Source organism: Cohnella abietis, assembly GCF_004295585.1.
Classification (GTDB): domain Bacteria; phylum Bacillota; class Bacilli; order Paenibacillales; family Paenibacillaceae; genus Cohnella; species Cohnella abietis.
The window spans coordinates 2,691,916-2,707,832 of record NZ_AP019400.1 but is presented as its reverse complement, the minus strand read 5'-3'; the positions used below and the strand labels follow the sequence as shown (position 1 = coordinate 2,707,832).

At 45.4% G+C, this 15,917-nt stretch carries 12 protein-coding genes; 1 reads left to right on the top strand and 11 read right to left on the bottom strand.

The features are described from left to right. Positions 1 to 881: 881 nt before the first annotated feature. Together KCTCHS21_RS11360 and KCTCHS21_RS11355 are read right to left on the bottom strand one after the other, a co-directional pair. Entirely contained in the window at positions 882 to 2,228 is a 1,347-nt protein-coding gene (locus tag KCTCHS21_RS11360; RefSeq protein ID WP_408621778.1) for a (Fe-S)-binding protein, read from the bottom strand. After that, complete coding sequence (locus tag KCTCHS21_RS11355; protein WP_130607790.1) at positions 2,221 to 3,636, bottom strand: FAD-binding oxidoreductase; 1,416 nt, start codon at positions 3,634 to 3,636, stop codon at positions 2,221 to 2,223. Before KCTCHS21_RS11355 ends, KCTCHS21_RS11360 begins: the two co-directional genes overlap by 8 nt. Positions 3,637 to 3,767: 131 nt before the next feature. Here KCTCHS21_RS11355 and KCTCHS21_RS11350 point away from each other — a divergent pair, with 131 nt between their 5' ends. Further along, positions 3,768 to 4,466, top strand: coding sequence for a FadR/GntR family transcriptional regulator (locus KCTCHS21_RS11350; RefSeq protein ID WP_130607788.1), 699 nt, complete (start codon positions 3,768 to 3,770; stop codon positions 4,464 to 4,466). A gap of 20 nt (positions 4,467 to 4,486) precedes the next feature. Here the strand turns inward: KCTCHS21_RS11350 and KCTCHS21_RS11345 are convergent, their stop codons facing one another. The 9 genes from KCTCHS21_RS11345 to KCTCHS21_RS11305 form a co-directional block, all read right to left on the bottom strand. Continuing rightward, entirely contained in the window at positions 4,487 to 5,242 is a 756-nt protein-coding gene (locus KCTCHS21_RS11345; RefSeq protein WP_130607786.1) for a DeoR/GlpR family DNA-binding transcription regulator, read from the bottom strand. Between the two features lie 50 nt (positions 5,243 to 5,292). Beyond that, positions 5,293 to 6,312, bottom strand: a complete 1,020-nt coding sequence (locus tag KCTCHS21_RS11340) for an aldose 1-epimerase family protein (RefSeq protein WP_130607784.1) — start codon at positions 6,310 to 6,312, stop codon at positions 5,293 to 5,295. Between the two features lie 14 nt (positions 6,313 to 6,326). Further along, complete coding sequence (locus tag KCTCHS21_RS11335) at positions 6,327 to 6,872, bottom strand: D-lyxose/D-mannose family sugar isomerase (protein WP_130607782.1); 546 nt, start codon at positions 6,870 to 6,872, stop codon at positions 6,327 to 6,329. A 15-nt stretch (positions 6,873 to 6,887) separates the two neighbouring features. Next, positions 6,888 to 8,087 (bottom strand): carbohydrate kinase family protein, encoded by a 1,200-nt coding sequence (locus tag KCTCHS21_RS11330; RefSeq protein WP_130607780.1) that lies wholly within the window; start codon positions 8,085 to 8,087, stop codon positions 6,888 to 6,890. A gap of 2 nt (positions 8,088 to 8,089) precedes the next feature. Beyond that, a complete protein-coding gene (locus tag KCTCHS21_RS11325) occupies positions 8,090 to 9,247 on the bottom strand; it encodes a Gfo/Idh/MocA family protein (protein WP_130607779.1) in 1,158 nt (385 codons plus the stop codon). A gap of 21 nt (positions 9,248 to 9,268) precedes the next feature. After that, entirely contained in the window at positions 9,269 to 10,099 is an 831-nt protein-coding gene (locus KCTCHS21_RS11320; RefSeq protein ID WP_130607777.1) for a class I fructose-bisphosphate aldolase, read from the bottom strand. 182 nt (positions 10,100 to 10,281) lie between these two features. Continuing rightward, positions 10,282 to 12,894: a cohesin domain-containing protein gene (locus KCTCHS21_RS11315; RefSeq protein ID WP_130607775.1), complete on the bottom strand. Its 2,613-nt coding sequence runs from the start codon at positions 12,892 to 12,894 to the stop codon at positions 10,282 to 10,284. Positions 12,895 to 13,070: 176 nt separating this feature from the next. Beyond that, complete coding sequence (locus tag KCTCHS21_RS11310) at positions 13,071 to 14,144, bottom strand: alpha/beta hydrolase family protein (RefSeq protein WP_130607773.1); 1,074 nt, start codon at positions 14,142 to 14,144, stop codon at positions 13,071 to 13,073. Between the two features lie 32 nt (positions 14,145 to 14,176). Beyond that, on the bottom strand, positions 14,177 to 15,904 hold the full coding sequence (locus KCTCHS21_RS11305; RefSeq protein ID WP_130607770.1) for a glycoside hydrolase 5 family protein: 1,728 nt from the start codon (positions 15,902 to 15,904) through the stop codon (positions 14,177 to 14,179). Positions 15,905 to 15,917 lie beyond the last annotated feature (13 nt).

Genomic DNA, 15,917 nt, shown 5'->3' with positions numbered 1-15,917 from the left:
TACCACTCCACCCTACCTATTATCAACTGTGTTTAGGAGGAATCCATAGAAAGAGGCGCTAGACATGGGTTTAGCAGGCCTCACCTTAGTAGCCCTCAGTGCGTTATTCCCTCGTGGACGAGCTTTTGACGCTCCCTTAGTAGCCCTCAGTGCGTTATTCGCCCGCGGACGAGCTTTTGACGCTTCCTTAGTAGCCCTCAGTGCGTTATTCCCTCGCGGATGAGCTTTTGAGGCTCGCTTAGTAGCCCTCAGTGCGTTATTCCCTCACGGATGAGCTTTTGCGGCTCGCTTAGTAGCCCTCAGTGCGTTATTCCCTCGCGAATGAGCTTTTGACGCTTCCTTAGTAGCCCTCAGTGCGTTATTCGCCCGCGGATGAGCTTTTGACGCTCCCTTAGTAGCCCTCAGTGCGTTATTCGCCCGCGGATGAGCTTTTGACACTTCCTTAGTAGCCCTCAGTGCGTTATTTGCTCGCGGACGAGCTTTTGCGGCTCGCTTAATAGCCCTCATTGCTTATTCCCTCGCGGATGAGCTTTTGCGGCTCGCTTAGTAGCCCTCAGTGCGTTATTCCCTCACGGATGAGCTTTTGCGGCTCGCTTAGTAGCCCTCAGTGCGTTATTCGCCCGCGGACGAGCTTTTGACGCTCCCTTAGTAGCCCTCAGTGCGTTATTTGCTCGCGAGTGAGCTTTTGACGCTCCCTTAGTAGCCCTCAGTGCGTTATTCCCTCGCGGACGAGCTTTTGACGCTTCCTTAGTAGCCCTCAGTGCGTTATTCGCTCGTGGATGAGATTTTGACGCTTCCTTAGTAGCTCTCAGTGCGTTATCCGCGCTCGGACGAGCTATTGAGGTATGCTTCGACTCACACGAACACTCACAAGAAAGAAACTAAATATCTCTCTCTACATTCTTAGCTAGCCGGTCATATAAGAAATCAACGATATGAACAGCCTGCATCTGCTTGTTGTCGGCATGCTTATCGATACCTAGCTTCATCTGAAGTAAGCAGCCGGGGTTACTCGTAACAATGTAATGGGCCTTCGTTGCGTTAACATTTTCCATCTTATGATCAAGGATTTGATTGGCCATCTCAGGCTGGGTAACATTATAAATTCCCGCTGACCCGCAGCATGAGCCTGCATCCTTCATCTCGATGAAATCAACATTTTTTAAAGACGACAGCAGCTTTCGTGGAGCGTTACCGCCCTTCATTACATTTTTCAAGTGGCAGGAATCTTGATAAGTGATGGTTACCTTGTCTGCTTCCGTTTTGCCTTGATTGAAGGTTAGCAAGCGACCTTTCTCCAACAGAATGGAGCTGATATCCTTAACTCGCTCAGCAAACCACTTTCCGCCCTCTTTCCACTCCGGCTCATCATGAAGCAAGTGGTCGTATTCCACAAGTATTGCACCACAGCCACCAGCATTGGAAATGATATAATCAACGCCCGCTTCTTGGAACGCACGAATATTATTTTTAGCAAGCTCCTTCGCCTGGGAGGTTTCCCCACTATGAGCATGCAAAGCGCCACAGCAATTCTGAGTCTCGGGGATAATGACTTCAAAGCCCGCCTCGGAGAGCAGTTGGACGGTTTTATAGTTTGTTTCCATGAAGAGCATATCCATCAAGCAGCCTCGGAACATACCAACTGTCCCAAGCTTCTGACCTTTAGCGGGAATCCGAGTACCTATTTTCTCAACGATTCCTGTACCCGCTACATCAGGCAATATTCGCTCCAACGACGCAAGCTGCTTCGAAAATAAACCTACAGCTCCCGTCTTACGCACAACAGCCTGAAGGCCTGTTTTCTGATAGATTCGCAGTCCTTTACCAAGTAGCTTCATCCGCTTCTGATGAGGGAACAGCTGCTTAAATACGATGCTGCGAACTCCCTTAATCCATCCACGGTGCTGAGTAGTATGCTCTTCAATGGCATCACGTGCCTGCTCAATTAGCTGGCCATATTTCACGTCTGCAGGACAAGCAGGCTCGCAGGCTCTGCAGCCTAGACAATGACTCATTTGCTCTTCGAATTGAACGCTCGGATCCATCACTCCGTCAACCGCTGCTTTCATCAGAGCAATCCGTCCACGTGGAGATTCTGCCTCAATTCCTGTTTCCTTGAAGGTCGGACAAGCAGGCAAGCAGAAGCCGCAACGCATACAGTTCGTTAGCTGGTCGTAGTCCAGCTTTATTTTCAACGTTTTTTGTAATTCGGTCGTTGTATTAGCCACGTTCCAGCACCACCCTGCGTCTGGTTTCCTTAGCAAACATTTTTCCTGGGTTTAGAATATTTAGCGGATCGAAGGCTTGCTTTATGCCTTTCATAACTTCGATGCCCGCAGCGCCTATTTTCCACTCCAAATATGGCGCCTTAACTAAGCCAACCCCATGCTCACCCGTAATCGTTCCGCCCAATCGAATCGCTGCCTCGAATATTTCGGCGAACGCTTCCTCGACACGGTGAATTTCTTCCGTATCCCGTGCATCCGTCGTCGCTGTCGGGTGAAGATTACCATCCCCCGCATGCCCGAAGGTACAGATTTGAACATTATATTTTTCCGCGATTCTATTGATCTCTAGAACCATGTCGGCAATCTTAGAACGAGGCACAGTCGCATCCTCAAGAATCGTTGTCGGGCGCAATCTAGCAAGAGCGGTAAAAGCGCTTCTTCTAGCAGTCAATAGCTTAAGCGCCTCTTCTTGATTGTTCGCTACGCTGATCTGACTTGCATTCTCTTCACGGCATATCGCAGATATAAGCTCAATATCCCGCTCAACCATCTCAGGCTCGCCATCCTGCTCAATGAGCAGAATAGCTGCCATATCAAGTGGAAGACCTAGCTTGGCATAATCATCTACGACTTTAATAGTTGGATTATCCATGAACTCGAGTGTGGCAGGAATAATGCGATTCTCGATAATCTTAGATACGGTACGGGCTGCGTCATATAAATCGGTAAACATCGCAAGCATTGTTTTCTTATACTTCGGTGGAGGGATAAGCTTTAGAGTCGCCTCCGTAATCACTGCCAAAGTTCCCTCGGAACCAACTAGCAGCTTGGTTAAATCATAACCAGCGACATCCTTCATTAGCTTTCCGCCAGTCCGGATCACTTCTCCTGAAGCAAGCACTGCCTCCAAGCCGAGCACATAATCCTTAGTCGTTCCGTATTTCAAGCCACGCAGTCCCCCGGAGCATTCGGCAATATTGCCTCCGATCGTGGAAATCGACATGCTACTAGGATCCGGCGGGTAGAAAAGTCCCAAGCCTTCAATGTGCTCAATAAATTGCTTCGTAATAATACCCGGCTGCACAGTTGCCGTCAGATTAAGCAAATCGACTTCCAATATCGCGTTCATTCGGTGCATAACCATGACGATCCCGCCTTGAACAGGCACAGTTCCGCCGCATAGATTCGTACCGGAACCACGGCTAACAAGAGGGATTTGGTGTAGGTTTAATATTTTCATCACAGCTGATACTTCTGCAGTATTTTTCGGATATACAATTCCGTCTGGCAATACTTGAAGCATCGGTGTGCCATCATATGAGTGAGTTACGAGGGATTCCTTATCATCTTTGAAATAACGCTCTCCAACGGCATCACGCAATTGTTGTTTAACATTGTTATTCAGCATGAAGTTAAAGCCTCCTATGACATCTGTCTTTTGATCAAACTACCTATAGTCATCATGTGATCAGATGACTTTTACTATAGATTAACATATAATAAAATAGAAAGAACTATTTTTTTTGCGGAGGTCACTGTATGTCATTCCAGAAAATCAAAGCCCTAAAGGGTTCAGAAATTGTATTCAAGCAAATTCAGGAACAAATCACTTCCCAAATCTATCCTCCGGGATCAAAGCTGCCCACCGTAGTGGAATTAGCCGAGAGCTTCGAGGTAGGTCGCTCCACGGTGCGTGAAGCGCTAAGTGCTTTGAAGGCAATGGGATGGGTTACGATACGTCACGGTGGAGGTACCTTCGTTAGTGTCCAGCCTCCCAAAGAGGAAAATCTGGGATGGTTAGCTAACTCAGAGCAGCTGCAGGAATTGCTTGAGGTTCGCAAGCTGCTTGAAGCAGGCTGTGCTTCTCTAGCGGCAACCCGCAGAACAGAAGCTAATCTAACCGAGCTCAGCAATATTCTCAAGCAGATGGAAGCCGCATTAGATCAAGAAGAGGAAAGCGATCTGATCGATATCCGGTTTCATCTTGAAATTGCCAAAGCATCACACAACGCGATGCTTATCTCTATGATGGAGTCTATGACCGATCGGATGCAGCACAGTATGAAGGATTCTCGTAGACTGTGGTTTTTCGCCGAACGCGCTTCTACCGAGCAGCTGCTGCTCGAGCACAAGAAAATATATGAAGCTATTGAAGCAAAGGATGATAAGCTTGCCAGCGTCAAAATGATTGACCATCTGAGCAAGGTGGAGAAGGTCATTCATAACCTCAGTCATTGATAAGCTAAAGCCATTATGGCTTAGCTTATGACAATCTCCACACCATGCTCTAGGCATGCCGCTACTGTAGAGCTATCCGGCAGGCGGTCAGTAACTATGCGATCCGCTGCCGCAAGCGTTGCGAAGGAAAACAACCCCTGCGTACCGAACTTCGTATGATCCATCACGATGTTCACTTCCTTGGATTGCGTGATAGCCAAACGTTTAATTTCCGATTCATACATATTAGAGTTGCTAAAGCCATGATTGTCAGATAACCCCGTCGCCCCTAGAAACACGCGATCAAACGCCATTCTAGCAATGTTCTCGATCGCAATAGGACCAATCAATGTTGCCGTTTGCTCGAGCAGAACTCCTCCAAGTAATATGGTGGATATTCGCTTCGCATGCAGCTCCTGAGCGATGTTGATTGCATTAGTTACCACTGTAAGATTCATTTCCTGTCGTAAATATTTAGAGATTTGTAACGTTGTGGAGCCTCCATCAATGAAGATCGAATCATTGGGGCGAAGCAGCTGTGCAACTTTACTCCCGATCCGCGCCTTCTCATCGGTTAAGACACCGGTTCTTTCGTGCAAGGCAATATCCTTGCCTACTAGAATAGCCCCGCCGAATATTCTTCGAATAGAGCCCAATTGCTCTAATTTCTCCAAATCCCGACGAAGCGTCATTTCTGTTACATCGAACATTTCCTTGAGCTCGGACAGCTTTACTTCTCCGTCGCTCGTTAATCGATCCATAATCTGTTGCTGCCTTTGATTGAGAGGCATTTGCATTTATCGGCACCCCATTGCTAGTAGCTATGTTCTCTATTATCTCAACATTGCTACTGCACTTTCAACTCCAGCTTATAACTTCTCGTTTCCCCTGGCTCCAAATACGTAAGAGTACCCGCTTCTCGTTCTGCTACTCTACCTCCAACACTACAATTAGCAGGCTCAATACCAAGCACGTGAGTTCCTGCCCCCGGCATCTTCCATTGCACAAGGCGTGGCAGTGTGTCCGTTGACCAAGATAACGCTACGTTGATAGGGGATTGTCCAGCTTGTGTTGGAAACTCGGGATTTACGATTTCGACTCGACCTTCGGCCGCGGAATGATAAAACACTCGTTCCTCACAATTGGGATCAGGGGCTTGCCAGTCTCCATAACCACTGGTCTGTACGCCAGCTTCACGGGCTTGAGGTTCACCACCACTGAAAATCACCTTGGTTTGCTCCGTCATTAAGGGAAATCCGAAATTAAAATGATACAGAATCATATGAGGACACCGCTTGAACCCAATATTCCTTACCTCATCCTCAATCCAAAGCGTGTTCTGACCTAATCTGCTTGTGATTTTCCTCGTTAATTGTAGGCAGCCTCCGAATATCGATACTTCTTCAACTATTCCGCCCACCGTCATCTCGTATTCATCATCAATCCATTGACTAGTAGCGTATACCGATCGGGCAGGGGTGTGATGAACTCGACCATGAAGGCCGAGCTTCTCACCTGCGTCCTCGCAAGCCGAACCTACCTGTGTTAATCCGCAGGTCATCAGTAAGCCACCCGATGCCGTTCGCAGCCATTCGCTTCCTGAAGCGTCATACAATGACGGATGAGCATCTCCATTAACGGATTGCCAGCTGATCGGAAACCCCCCATATTCTGCAAGCGAGATATCCAAGCCTTTGGAAGGTGTGACATGGAAGGATAATCCCGAGCCGGTTCTCACACGAATTTGCTCTACACCAGATTCAGGTCCTTCTGAAAGCGTAAAGCGTTGAACGCCAGCAAGCTGTTCAATTCGTCCAACTCGGGCTTCGAGCTGTCTTCTCGTCCACTCTCTTCCATATAATAGCACTTGGATTCCCCCTATTAATCTTCGGTTATTGTAGGCATTCTTTCGATTCCCGGATCGGTAAAAATATCGTTCTCATCACGGCTAGTGCTTGAGAATTCAGAAATAACAGCGCCTTCAGGACCACCTTGGAACCAATGCTTAATGCCAGGATTAATCGTATATTGCTCTCCTGGATTCAGCTCGATCTCATGAAATACGGTATAGTAAGGCTCACTGCCTTCAGGGACGATGGCTTGGATATTAGCGGTCGCTTCTCCCTCTACATAGAGCCAAACCTTGCCTGCACGGCAACGAAAGGTTTCTTGTTTACCTGGGTCTGCACCAACTGGCGGATGCAGATGCTCCGGACAGGTTTGTCTTGGGAATAGTACAAGCTCCTTAGCACAATAACGATCGGAATTCACATAAGTAACAAGCTCCAAGCCCTGCTTCTCCAGGTCATTTAACCCGAACCATGCAATCTCAATGTTCGATGCTTCCTCTTCTGTTAAACGAATGCCTACCTGGTTAAAAATATCAGCTGTTCTTTGTTTAGCATGGTTTAGTTCGCTTCTTCTCAACGTATTATCCCCTTCCTATCGTGTGGGTGCAGTCCAAAGACCATCTTCTGTTGGTTTCCAGTCAACCAGATCAAGCAATAACTCCCGCTTGTCCCAGCCCTGCTTTACTCGTGCTTGTACCTCATCCCAGGTAGGCACTCCGCTCGTCGCATCTGATTTTTCCACATTAAAGGCGCCAACGCCAACAGCCGATTGCAATGCTTCTTCGAGTGCTACGCCTCTTAGCAAAGCTGCTAAGAAACCTGCAATCGTGCAATCTCCCGCTCCCGTTGTTCCGGCAACTTTAACCTTATAGCAAGTGGATAACAGTTCGCGATCTAGCCAGCGTTCTAAGTTTGCTTTATCTGGAGCACATCTTCCCATAGTAGCAAGTCTAGCTGGGTTAGACGTAGTTCGAACGTACAAGCCGTGTTCGCCGAGCTTTAATCCGACCACCGCTGCACCCATTGCCAGCAAATCATCAGAAATTTTAGAGAGAATAGGACCATCAGCAAGATGCAATAAATCGTTAGATCCTGTTTTTTCTACAAAGCTATCATATATGTCAGGATAGAGCATATACAGAATCTCTTCAAAGCTAGGCAAGAAAACGTCAACGTAAGGAAGAGCTCCGGCAAGTATCGTTGTCCAATCCGCTTGTCCCGCAGGGGATTCCGGATCTGGCTTTGCCAAGTCTAGCGATACCGTTACACCGCGCTCCTTCGCCTGTCTAAGAAGATCCGCAAGCCCTTTACCTTCATTCTCATACATACAACGCATTAGTGGCGGATATCCGAAATGAAATAATTTAGCACCATCTAATTGTTCAAAAGGGATATCCTGCACCGAATACGTATCATTCGTGCCTGTGCAATGCAGGAAAATGCGATCAACGCCCGGAGGGCTAATTACGATGCTATAAGAGCTCGCTTCCCCATCCGCGATAATCATTCCTTCAGCCAAAGCCTTAGAATAACCTTCTAGCACTTCAATAATTGCTTTTCCGAATAAGTCATTACCGACTTTACCCATTAGCTTGGCATTATTGCCTAAGCGATGAAGCGCGATTCCCGTATTGGAAACCGCACCTCCTGTTGATACAATAGCTTGCCCGATGTCAACCAATTTGCCAGGAACGAGTAATGCATCCATTCCTGCTTTTCTATCCGGGATATGTGGGATGATATCAAGGCATATATGCCCAGCTACAATCACTTCCGCTCCGTTAAGCGACAAGTCTATTCACCCCATTCAATGTTAATCGTTTGTCCTGTCCGGTTGGATTCCAGTGCTGCTGTGAATAGCTTATGGCTATCCGCTGCCTCTTCTGGAGTCGCGCAATAAAAGGGTTGTTGCATATTTTTGCCGTTAACTAGCTCATCACAGAACGCTGCCCACATTTGGAGAATAGAATCCGAGAAGCCAAATTCGAAGATACCTCCAGTAATAGTACCATATGCGGATTTATAAGGCGCATCCACGACGTGCCAAGCCTGCTGTGCACCTGGTGTATAAGGGAGTGATGCAACCTGCTTAGGATTTTTAGTTGTAAATTCCGCGGACATCTCAGTACCTTGGATACGAATAAACCAAGTATTAGCATGACCCGGAGCAATTCTTTTGGTAGAAAGAATCATTGGGAACTGTTGATCTTCCGTCTTCACTTCTGTTGCCAGTATCGCATTATCCCATGTTTCACAAGGGACGAGCTCACCCTTACCATCTGGTCTCTCTGGAACAATCTTGGAGAGTAGGGAACGAACATTATCCGGCTTCCAACCAAAACGCAATGGCAGATGAAGCACGTGCATGCCCAAATCTCCCATACAGCCATATTCACCGTTCGTGGCGATACGTCTCTTCCAATTAATCGTCTTTGTTGGATCCAAATCGCTAGAATGCCAGAAGCCAGCTTCTACTTCGATTATTTTACCAAACTTGTTTTCTTGAACCCACTGAATGAGCTGACTTGCACCTGGGTAAAAAGGAAACTCGGAGGAGCAGCGTACGATAACGTTCGGGTTTTTCTCCATCGCAGCTAAAATCTTGCCGTTAGCCACTTGATCGATTCCGAATGGCTTCTCTCCAAGCAAATGCTTGCCTGATTCTATAATATCAATATAAATCTGTTCGTGCAGGTTATGAGGAACCGCACAATATATAGCATCGACATCCGGGTTAGCTAGTAATTCCTTGTAATCCGAATAAGTTGATTTTACCGTACTAACGTTATCCGTGAACCAAGCAATTGCAGCTGGAACAGCATCACAAACAGCAATGATTTGTGGTTCAAAATTAACCTGTGATAGATGTAACCAACGTGCAGCAGCGCTTGCGAATTCCTTACCCATCAGCCCACAGCCGATGACGCCAAATTTTACGATTGTTTTAGACATCGTTTTCTCCTCCTTCTCTTATTATTGAGCTAAAATAGCGAGTGCTTCTTGTTCAGTAGCACCGTGATGTACGATCTGCATTAAAGCTTTAGTCATTCCCGCAGGGTTTGGATGCTGAATAACGTTACGGCCATATACGATACCGGAAGCGCCTTGCTTCATCAATTCAACTGTACGTGCAACGATCTCTTCATCGCTTGCCCGTCCGCCACCACGAACTAGAACTGGAATACCGGAAGCCACTTCAATGACACGGTGATACTCTTCTACATTGTCACATGGGTCTGATTTGATAACATCTGCTCCAAGCTCAACTGCTTGACGTACTAGAGGCATAATTTTGTTAATGTCTCCGTCTACCATGTAGCCGCCCTTCTGATCGTTAGGAAGCATAACAAGTGGTTCTACCATTAAAGTCATGCCGTATTTCTCCGCTTCTGTCTTAAGAAGAGCAACGTTACGTACGCATTGGTGATGCAGCTCCGGCTGGTTCGGCAACAGCAACAAGTTAACGCACACCGCTACCGCATCAAGACGTACCGCATGCTCAATGGCGTTATGAACAAGCTCGCTGAACAGAAACTTAGGAAGCACTCCACCGTATATATTAGCCGCATCTGTCCGTAGTACCAGTCCTGGCTTTTGTTTTCCTGGAATTTCTTGCAGATGCTTTGCTTGCCCTAAGCTGAGCTGAATACAATCTGGGTTTGCATCAACAATGGTGTTAACAGCTTCCTTCATGTTCTCAATACTAGATAGAAACGAGTTCTCGTTAAAAAATCCATGATCAATTGCCACGTCGAAGCACTTACCCTGCTCACTGAACATTCGGTTTAACCTTGCTTTAGCCATTCTGCAACACATCCTTAGTTAATGTTTTAATAAGACATAATAATGTTTGTTTGTAACATAAATATACGTCACAAAATAACATTTGTCTAGTGATATCTCCGTTTAAGAAGTTAATTTCCAACAAATATAAAGAAAAAAGGGCTAAGCAGGTATAATTAACCCCTGCCAGCCCTCGCTTAATCCTATGGTGCTATTTTCTTAGAAATCTCAATGACATCCTGATGATCAATTATCCCGTCTCCGTTCATATCGGCTAGCTTAACTTGCTCCCAATCTGGGCTGTTTATAGTTTTACCATAATTAAGTGCTGCAATAGCTAAATCACCAACTGTCACTTTACCATCCAAATTCAAATCACCTAGATTGGCTACAAATACACTAATGGATGATGCCGCTGCTGATATCTCATTCCCTTGACCATCACCGAGGATTGCACTCGTAATGGCTATAGTGCCTGATGCTGCAATTGATGTTTCCTTTGCCTTGAAGGTAAGCTCAATGACCTCCGTATTCCCCGTCACCGCATTTCCAGCACCCTCACTCGCTATCACAAAGCGAAGCTTACCGCCTGGATTTTTAACTGTACGAATGAGCTTAACAGACTCCTTAATTGATTGGGCAGATACAAACTCCATGACAGCAGGATCATAATCCACCTTAATATCCTGAGCATAGATACTTTGATTTACACCTTTAAGTCCATATTTAACAGTAAATTTCTTTCCTGGCTGGACTGCTTTTGCTCCTGTTAATGTAGTTGAAAGCACATTCGATGCAATGTTTACCGTTACGGTTGCTATATTGGAGTTGATCGTTCCGTTCTTTACTTTGAATGTAAAGGTATCTGCTCCAGTCGCTCCTGGATTAGGCGTATAGGTAAAGGCTCCCGTTGCTGTGTTCGTGATAACGGCTGTTCCTTTGGCACCATTCGTTACGATACTGAACACAGAGGCTGTGGTAGTGCCATTAGCAGACAATATGCCATTCGTTACTGCGTTAGCCGCTGCTTCAACAACGTGATTGTTCGCTGTCAGCGTGCCTCCCGATGCATCAAGTGCATAAAGTCTGCCTTCACCTGGTGCAAAAACAGCGCTTAAAGCACCCGTTGTCGCATTATAATTCGTAGCAACCTCCAATCCGGTCGTTTTAGATACTTCTTTGACCGAAACTGGTGTATTTGACAGTGTGAAGGACTGGGTATGCGAATTTTCCAAATCTTTATTAACGATCATAACGAATTGTCTTCCATTATCATTCTCAAAACGGGATACAATCATCGGCATTGCTGGCGCACTAGCTTGTGGTTGCCAGAAGTATGTCGAAGGCAGCGCAGTTGCAAACGGAGGTACCCCGCCGGTATGATACACATCTTTAGATGTAAGTGATAGCAGCGTTGAACCTAACTTCAGAACCTCTCCGTTAACAGCCTTCGCATATTCATAGGTATCATTTTTCGTCCCATCCGGTAAGATAAGTCCGTTATCCATGCCTGCAGGAGTATGGTAGGTAAAGTATACATACCCCTTCGCTCCATAGGCTAAAGTAGAATAAACTTGAAATTTCAGTTGGCTCTCATTGGGCTCTGTCATATTAAAATAATCATAAGACATAGCTTGGATATAAGCCCAAAGATCTGTTCCATTTAATAAGGATTGCTTACGGAAATACTCCAAGGACTGATAATAAGGCTTTTCATCAAACCCAGTCGTTAAATAAGGATATGCATCAAAGGAAATCATGTCGGGGTTGGTAGCTAACCAACTGTTAACATAATTTTCATAGCCACCGTTTACAGGATCATCAGTGCCACTATAATAATGTTGGCAATTATCACACACACCGTATAAATTCGTGTATACCATATGATCCGGATCAATAGCCTTAATCTTATCTGACACAGACTTCAGCTTGGGGAACACATCAGCAAACGGCTCATCAACCAGATTGTACCCCAACAAGGCAGGATTGGATTTATAATGATTCACGTATTTCTCGATATAGTCATCCGTTAAGTCGTTCGTTGGTGAAAAAGCATTCCAATTGCCACCACCTGATCGAGGTAACGTCATTTGAAAGTAAATATCGTTCGATAACGGTGAACCATTTAAGTAAGCCTGCCCATCTGCATAGGTGTCCGAGCTACTCATTAAGAACGGACCTAAATTTGTCGTGCTATCTGTAGTCAGTTCCATATAATACGATGTATTGGGCGCAACCACTGCACCATTAATAACAAACTCGGGATAATTCGTTACGATTGGCCCCGTAAGCGTTGAGCTTCCAATAAGTGTTGTTTTGTCCGGGCCGTTATATATACGGACTGTAGCCGATGTCCCAGAAGGCCATGCTCCACTTTTCTTGAAAGAAAGCTTCCATATCGCCATATCCGTTTGAGGAGGAGTTTTGAAGGTTTGACCGATTGATTTATCATTGCGAAGGTAAAGTGCATCTCCGTTATCAGAGTTTTGAGAGATCCATTCCGAGCGATACCAACGAATCCCCGTATCAGTAACCAAGTATTTCAGATGATTAGCTGCCGCCTTCTCCAAAGCCCAATCCGTTGTGGCTGGCGTTGTATTCAGATTGCTAGCGACAATAAAGTTAGCGTTCATTGCCCGTATATCTGCGAAAGAGGCATCAGTAACATCAGCTGGTGGCGGCTCGAAAAAGATACCGATGGGAAACTCCCCAGAAACTGTTGGTGTCGGATTTGGATTTGCATAGGCTTGAGGGCTAATTAACATACCTACTGTTATTACGAGTGCAAGTAAACCTAGCAATGTTTTTCTTAACATCTCATTGTCACCTCATAATAGGATTTGACTTGCACAATCTAAGCTCTAGTTCGTCCAAATCCCCCTTCCTGAATCATTAATCCGCCACAAAGTAAGCGCTTACTTAATTGAGTATAAGACATCCTGATTAACGGTTCTATTTGCCAATGTTGCCTTTATTGACATCTGTTGCGCTCTTAAGCTTTCAAGAGAAAGCTACAGAAAAGGGCAATCCCCTCATTGTTCGTATCCAGCTCATGCCCTCCGTCAAAAGCTTTACCATGGAAAAGATGCCCTATGTTTAATTGCTCATAATGCGCTGCAACCTTATTGATCTCTGGCTCCGCATGTTCATAGAGAAAGGTTTCATCCCGAGTCCCTACTTCCAAATATAAGAAACGTGGGGCAATAAGTGTACACACCTCAGCATCCAAAAATGTGTTCCCCGAATTAAACCAGGTAAAATCCTGCCAATCAGCTACAAAGCGATTATTAATAAAACAGGAGGAGTAAGCCGCTTTAATTCTCGTATCTATGGCAGCCGTAAACATCGTATAAAAGCCGCCGTATGACAATCCAATCATTCCAACCCTTGAGCCATCAATGTCCGGTCGAGCTATTAAGTAATCAAGCGCTCTTTGGATTTTAAATATTTCTACTGCGGCAATTGAGCTTCCTAGCTGCTTCAGTTGGTTATCATACTGATGTCTGTGGTACTCGGGGCCTTGAAGCTCTGCATTCCATAGCAATAATTGCGGTGCAAAAACAGCCATCCCCTGCCTCAATACTCTACGAGTCATGTCGTTATAGTTGTTGTCTCCATTAAGCCCGGAACAAAGCTCTGGTGTTCCCCATCCTCCATGCTGAGAAATGACGAGAGGATGCGGCCCTTCCTTCTTCGGAATGAAAAGCAGGCCATAGGTCGTTAACCCATAGCCAGCCTCAATCTCCACTCGATAGATGCTACCAAGCTTATCTTCTGCGACATAAGTGACCTTGGCAGCCGGAGCTGCCAAGATACTATCATTTGTTTCATTTTCATTATTCAGCCGCAGCGGCCACCCTAGCATGCTCTTAAGCTGCTCCCGCTTCTGAGCTGCGTCCCTCTCAAAAGCGGAAACACTTGAAGTATCCAGCTTAAAAAACGATTTTCTTTTCTCTTGAGCAGCCATGCGTAGGTTATTTACTAGCTCATCGAATTGTAGCTTTTGCTGCTCTCGAAATTCGTTGCCAGCTGCTATATCTTCCACGTACACATCATTGTCAGACATCCCTGCCCACCTCTTATCCTTCTATCTCTGAATCATTTTAACGCGTACAATCTGCCATCTCCAGGCGCAAAGCTCGCAGATAGTGTTCCAGTTGCCGCATTGTATCCGGCTTCTATTTCTTCTCCTGTTGCTCTACACACCTCACTTACAGCTTGCAGATCACCTGAGAGAGTAAAGGTTAACTCTTGTGAATGATCCATATCCCTACTAACTACCATGACATATTTTCTACCCACATCATTCTCGAAATAAGAAATGATCAATGGCGTTGTAGATTCGAGCTCTGTCAGCTGCCAGAAAAAAGTGGAGGGTAAAGGTTTAGTAGATGGTGGCAAATGACCTGTGTGATAAACTTCTTTAGAAGTAAGGGATAATAGCACATTACCGAGCTTGAGTATTTCACCATTAATTGCTTTTGCAGCTTCATACGTTGCATTCTTAGAACCATCTTTTAAGATAATTGCCCCATGACACATTTCTTCCCCATTTTCCAAGGTAGGAGGTGTGCCATAAGTCCAATACACATAACCTTTGGCTCCATAGGCTAATGTGGAATAGATCTGAAATCTAATTTGATGCTCATTCGGCTCTATAATATGAAAATAATCATAGGCCACGCTTTGTATATAAGCCCAGAAATCAATCTCATTTAATAGACTCTTCTCACGGAAAAATTCCAACGTTTGATAATAAGGCTTGTCATCAAATCCATCCTTCTTGAATGGATAATAGTCAAAAGAGAACATATCCGGATTCGTAGCCAGCCAGTTATTATAGTAATCCTCGTATCCCATTGGCGGTGTACCCTCTAATGCAAAGTAATGATCACCCTCTTCATTCAACGCGTAATGATTGGTGTAGATCATACGATCAGGATCAAGTGCCTTAATCTTATCTGACGTTTCTTTCATCATCGGATACAATTCACCGAACGGTTCATCAATCAAGTTATAGCCTAGAACTGCAGGATGAGATTTGTAATGATTAACTAGCTGCTGGATGTAATTATCGGATGGCCTTCCGGTTTGGGAAAAAGCCGATATACTACCCCCTCGGGACGTTTTCAATGTCACTTGGAAATAAAGATCATAAGACACAGGAGAACCATTCACATAGGCTTGGCCGCCAATGTAATCATTGGATGCACTCGTTAGGAAGGGGCCTAGATTTGTGCTGCTATCCGTCGTTAGCTCCATATAATACGACGAATTGGCTTCCACAGGATAATAAGGCGTATTTAACCCCACGGGCATAACATTTAATCGGAACTCAGGATAATTTGTTTCGATCGGACCTGTAAGCGTTGAGCTTGCAAGTAGTGCTTCTTTCCTGAGATTATTGTAGATGCTCAGAGTCACGGACTTACCTTCAGGCCATACCCCTTGCTTCTTGAAAGAAATAATAGCAAGGCTTAAATCATCCACATCTGGTGTTGTGAATGTTTGACCTATGGAGCTAGCCTCATGAAGAGATACTCCTTCTCCATCATCAGAGTTCTGGGCTATCCATTCCGACTGAATCCAGCGTATTCCAGTGTCGGTTACCAATATTTTTATATTGTTAGCCAATGCCTTCTCCAATGCCCAATCTGTCGAAGCCGGTGTAGTCAGCTGCTGAGCGACGATAAAGTTAGCATTCATGGACCGAATTTCAGCATAGGTTTCATAAGATGTTGCCGATGGAGTCGGTTCAACGAAAATACCGATAGGAAACTCCCCTGCAACGGTTGGAGTTGGATTGTTATTTTTGCGTTTTCCCATTTTTACCGCACCT